Origin of the sequence: Acinetobacter sp. RF14B (genome assembly GCF_006864105.1) — a bacterium.
Classification (GTDB): domain Bacteria; phylum Pseudomonadota; class Gammaproteobacteria; order Pseudomonadales; family Moraxellaceae; genus Acinetobacter; species Acinetobacter lwoffii_C.
Genome location: NZ_SMTB01000126.1, coordinates 1 through 5,294, shown reverse-complemented (window position 1 = coordinate 5,294; position 5,294 = coordinate 1). Strand labels below are relative to the sequence as shown.

At 48.0% G+C, this 5,294-nt stretch carries 4 protein-coding genes; all 4 read right to left on the bottom strand.

Annotated features, from left to right (window positions below):
* Positions 1–113: hypothetical protein (locus E2K52_RS15500; RefSeq protein WP_227548247.1), on the bottom strand; the 113-nt coding region annotated here is incomplete at its 3' end.
* Positions 113–478, bottom strand: coding sequence for a Na+/H+ antiporter subunit C (locus tag E2K52_RS13285; protein WP_151205515.1), 366 nt, complete (start codon positions 476–478; stop codon positions 113–115). The genes E2K52_RS13285 and E2K52_RS15500, both read right to left, overlap by 1 nt.
* A 5-nt stretch (positions 479–483) precedes the next feature.
* Entirely contained in the window at positions 484–3,321 is a 2,838-nt protein-coding gene (locus E2K52_RS13280; RefSeq protein WP_151205514.1) for a monovalent cation/H+ antiporter subunit A, read from the bottom strand.
* A 1,299-nt stretch (positions 3,322–4,620) separates the two neighbouring features.
* Positions 4,621–5,294 (bottom strand): 3'-5' exonuclease (locus tag E2K52_RS13275; RefSeq protein ID WP_161981140.1); only part of this gene is annotated, 674 nt, incomplete at its 5' end.

Below are 5,294 nucleotides of genomic sequence, written 5' to 3'. Positions count from 1 at the left end.
AGAGCACCAGCACCGGGGTTGCCCAGAAGCAGCAGAGTAAATGCCGTAAATGCCGGCAGAAGGATACTGAAAATCGGGGTATGTTGAGTCCAGAAATTGAGGAATTCAGTCATTATGGCTCATCCTCACGTGGATCAACTTGCAAGCTTTCTTCTTTTGAATCAACGTGGTCTGTTCCTGATTCGTAGCGGCTACGCAGGGCGAGCTGAACAATAAAGGCGGTCGTGGCAAAACCGATGACAATGGCCGTTAATACCAGTGCCTGAGGCAGAGGGTCGGTCACTTCCGTGGCAGTGGTTAGGACGGCGGGAGAATTCATTTGGATCCGTCCCATCGCAAACAGGAACATATTCACGGCATAGCCGATCATGGCCAGTCCCAATACCACCGGAAAAGTACGTGCCCGCAGAATTAAGTAAATACCGGTAGCGGTGAGCAGACCGATCGCAGAAGCTAATAAAAGTTCTAAGCTAATCATTTTTATTATCCTCTTGGTACCGGACCGGTCATGCTGGAGTGACGGGAGTCGCCCAGAACTGAGATCATCAGCATGGTGGCACCTACCACCGTAATATATACGCCGGCATCAAACAGGGCCGCCGAAGCCAGATGCATTTCCCCCAAGATGGGTGGTGAGACATAAATATGTGCACTGGTCAGGAAGGGACGTGACCAGAACCAGGCAGCCACACCGGTGAGGCCGGCGATGGTTAAACCTACACCAATCCAGATTTCATAGAGACGTCCAGATTTAGCCCCCAGCAGTTTTTCAGCCTGATCCTGACCGATTGCAATATATTGAATAATCAAGGCCAATGAGGTTACCAGACCGGCAATAAATCCCCCCCCTGGCAGGTTATGGCCTCTGAGGAAGATATACAGGCTGATCACCAGCGCGACTGGTAAAATCCAGGATGCAGTGATCCGTAGCATGAGAGGCGACGGATTAAAGCGATAGGTCAGGCCTTGGGTCATGGTAGCGCCATGCGCGCGCATGCCATCCATCAAGCTGAGCACTCCAATGGCGGCAATACCCAGTACGGTAATTTCGCCGAAAGTATCAAACCCACGGAAATCGACCAGAATCACATTGACCACATTAGTACCGCCGCCCAGAGGAATGGATTGTTGCAGGAAGAACCAGGACAATGAATTATGATCGCGGGTTAAGATCAGCCAGGCAATGACAGCAATGCCGACACCGCCTGTAATGGCGATAATGGCATCGCACCAGCGGCGAGACATGCTGGACTCATACGGCGTTAATTGAGGTAATAAAGACAGGCTCATGAGTAGCAGTACCGTAGTGACCACATCGACCGTGATCTGGGTGAGCGCTAAATCTGGTGCCGAAAAGCCGATAAAGACCATCGTGACAACCAGACCCACCGCACCACTAATCAGTACCGCCTTGATCCGCTCATGATGAAACCACAGCATCATCCAGCAGGCCGAGAAGAGTAATAGCCACAACACAATCGCCAGGGTAGGCGCATGCGTCAGTTCACGCGTACCGGCAGTGATGCCATTGCCGATCAGGGGCAGGGCAACCAGAGTTGTGGTAAACAGCATAATCCATAAGAGATAGCTTTGCAGCTTGCCATTTTCAGTGGTGCGACGGAAACGGCGCGAATTTAATAACAGGCTTTTCAGAAACAGGTCAAAGAGAATGCGGCCCTGTAATCTGCCGAGTTTCGGGTCCAGATCAATTTCACGAATGGTACCGCCTTTGGCCAGCGCAAAATAAAAGATTATCCCACCAATCAGGGCAACTAGACTCATGAACAGCGGCAGGTTAATACCATGCCATAAGGCCAGATGGGTTCCTTCAAAAGCAAAATTTTGGGTAGCAGCCCGCGCTGTACTATTGACGATGTTTTCAACCAGTAAGGCAGGCAGCAACCCGACCAGAATACATAAGATGGCCAGTAAGGTGGCTGGTGCACGCATACCGAAAGGTGGCTCATGCGCTGTTTTATTCGGTACTTGCTGGCCGAGCGGCCCATCAAAGAACACGCCATGTACCAGACGAATAGAATAGGCAACTGCAAAAATACCAGCCAGAGTTGCAGCAATGGCTGACACCACCATCACCGGACCACTTAAGGTCGAAACCAGTTCGGTAAAGAACATTTCCTTGGACAGGAAACCATTGGTCAAAGGCATACCTGCCATCGAAGCGGCCGTGATCATTGTCAGGGTGGCGCTAAAGGGAAGCAGCTGCCATAAACCGGATAGTTTACGCAAATCACGCGTGCCTGACTCATGGTCAATAATACCGGCAATCATGAACAGCGCTGCTTTAAAGGTGGCATGGTTAATAATATGGAAAATCGCGGCGGCCACTGCCAGCGGTGAGCCAATACCGAGCAGACACATGATCAGGCCCAAATGGCTGATGGTCGAATAGGCAAGCAGACCTTTCAGGTCCTCTTTAAAAATGGCAAAGAAGGCCGCTATCAACAAAGTGAACAGGCCAACGAAGGTCACGATATTATGAAATAACGCGGCTCCGGCAAAAATTGGCAACAAACGTGCTATTAAAAAGAGCCCGGCTTTGACCATCGTCGCTGAATGCAGATAGGCAGACACCGGTGTAGGCGCGGCCATGGCATTCGGTAACCAGAAATGAAACGGAAACTGGGCACTTTTGGTAAAAGCGCCAAGCAGAATCAGCAGCAAGGTGGGAACAAATAAATGATGGGCCTGAATCTGCTCAGTCATGGTCAGAATCTGGTCGATCTGATAAGTTCCCGTCATCTGACCCAGCAGGATAAAGCCACCGAGCATGGCCAGACCACCCATACCGGTAATGGTCAGCGCCATACGTGAACCGCGCTGTGCCGCCTCGTAATTGCTCCAGTAACCCACCAGCAGGAAGGAGGAAATACTGGTCATTTCCCAGAACACCAGCAGAATCAGCAGATTATTAGATAATGAAATACCAAGCATGGCTGCCATAAACAGCATGAGCAGGATGTACAGTTTACTGAGCGAATTTTTGGGGCTGAGATAGTAATAGGCATAAATGTAGATCAGCGTACCAATACCGCTAATCAACAGGGAAAAGAGCAGGCCCAGTGAGTCCAGACGGAAACTGAAATCGATCCCGAGTTGCGGTAACCAGGACCAACTTTGAATAATGACGGCACCCTTAAATACTGCAGGTGCCTGGCTCACTAAGAGTAGAAAACTGCTCAGGCTGACGCCAATTGCGCCTAAAGCCGTTACCCCGCGGGAAAATTGCTTCAGCCACGAGACAAGGGTTGTGCCTAATACTAAGGGTAACAATATAATAATCGGCAGCACACTCGTATCCATTGTCGTGTTTAGGTTGTAATAAACCTAGGGTGAAATTTTATCTTTCAAGGATTACAGGAGCACAAAGAATGATCCAAAACTTCTCGATCTTGAAAGCCAAAATGGTATTCAAAAGAATAAAAACAGTTGTATTGCACAACCTATAAACGATAGCAAATTCCGATTTCACAGTGAAATTTGCAGATAAAACCGATCATATTACAGGATAACCACAACATCAACGTTTTTATTCAGAACATTTCAATTATACGTGAGCTGATTTTTCAATGGGGTGGATGCTGAAATCGCTCGGATTAAATTGACCGAAAATAAAGATCAGATCAGGCATCTTGATTGATAAAAATGGATAAAGTCGCCATTTGAACCCAGAAAATGCTAGAGCATTAATCATCGGCAGAGCAATCCATATAAGGCTTCAGCTTAAATTTATCGCGAATGTGTTTAAATCAGATTACGGTAATTCTGGCGGGGGCAGCAGATTTTTTATTGAATAAGAACTTGTACGAGTAGCTGCTGCGGTTCAGAACTGAGCTATGCCGGAATCAGCTGAAATATTTCCAGATGACTGAAGGGTAGACGGATGTTCCAGCGGAAAGCTTGCACAGGTAGCCGCACATTGACTGCGCTGTAATCCCAAGTCAGCATAAAGCGGCTCAAGTTGTAGCTATGAAGCTTGCAGGCTGAGTTTTAACAGCTGATCAATAATTTTTGCACGTTGTGCATTTTCAATATCGCTGATTTCATGAAATCACTCAAAAAAAACGATCAAACGAGGTCAATGCAATCACAGTAATATCGTAAGTATGCGCTGTAACAAATCGCCGGATTATTTTTAGTTAAGAGCTGAACATCAGGGCATCAAGCGGTTGGATTACCGCCTTACAGAGTGCTAGGTCTTTACTGTTCAGGGCTTTATAAAGTTGTTAGAAATAGGAGAGGGAGGCTATCGGGTCTATCTGGCTGGACTCCGCCAATCACTTAATCTCTTCCAGAAAACGGACCTGAAGATCAATCTGGGAGCGGAGCCGGTATTGCAAAGTGTCCTGATCTAACAGGTTTAGCCCCACAGTCCGGCCATCGTGGTCACGCACAGCGAACCAGGCAGTGCCTGATCACAGCAACACAGTAAAAAAGTGCTTTTGCCAGTGCCCTAAGCAGCTAAAAGCAGCGTAACCGGGCGCTGAGGATTAAAATCCAGGCGAAGATCAGAAAATTACAGCGTATGTTTCGGTCGAATGGATTCAATATACATAGAATGCATAGATCACCTGTCTCTAAAGCTTGACCCTTAGGAGGTGACTAGCCAATGGCTTGGCGCAGTGATTGTGGCATCCTGAGCTTTAACTGTTGAATCAGGTCATAAATATGATGAATATTTAAGCTTACTTTAGCGCGTGTACAGGCCACATACAGTAAACGTAATTCCTCATCGCTAATTTTATGATCTTTTTCATTCAGCTTGAACTGATAGTCATCTTCGATATGTACCCGGTCCCATTCTAGGCCTTTGGCCTTGTGCGCCGTAGAAATAATATAATCAGCCTGGGCGATCGGGGTAATTTTGGCCAGTGCCGTTTTGAGTGAATCTGTGCCGTGTTCATCGACCAGTTTGACCAGCGGCTTGATGTCACTGCCTTCATTGGTTTCGCAATACTCATGCACATCATGCCAGGAATTAAACCAGGCCAGTTCCGGTACATCAATGACGCGTTTCCCTTGTTTGAGCATGCTGGCAGCATCGACAAAGCGGTTCAGCTTGACATGGTCAGCTTGCAGACTGACTTTATCCCCCCGAACCAGACCGGCCAATAGCAGCTCCATCGCCCGGGCATTGGTACGGCAGAGAATTGCATCCCGCATTTTGGTGTGCGGTTTATTGACCACTTTGGAATTCAATAAGGAATTACCCAAGAGGGGGACAGTTTCATTCAGTGCGCCCAGGAGAGCATTGGCATTCAGCGCAATTTCGGGGC

Bases quoted from the DNA above. Each gene is read 5' to 3' on its own strand.
- E2K52_RS13285 (WP_151205515.1), bottom strand. From the start codon at position 478: ATGATTAGCTTAGAACTTTTATTAGCTTCTGCGATCGGTCTGCTCACC.
- E2K52_RS13280 (WP_151205514.1), bottom strand. From the start codon at position 3,321: ATGGATACGAGTGTGCTGCCGATTATTATATTGTTACCCTTAGTATTA.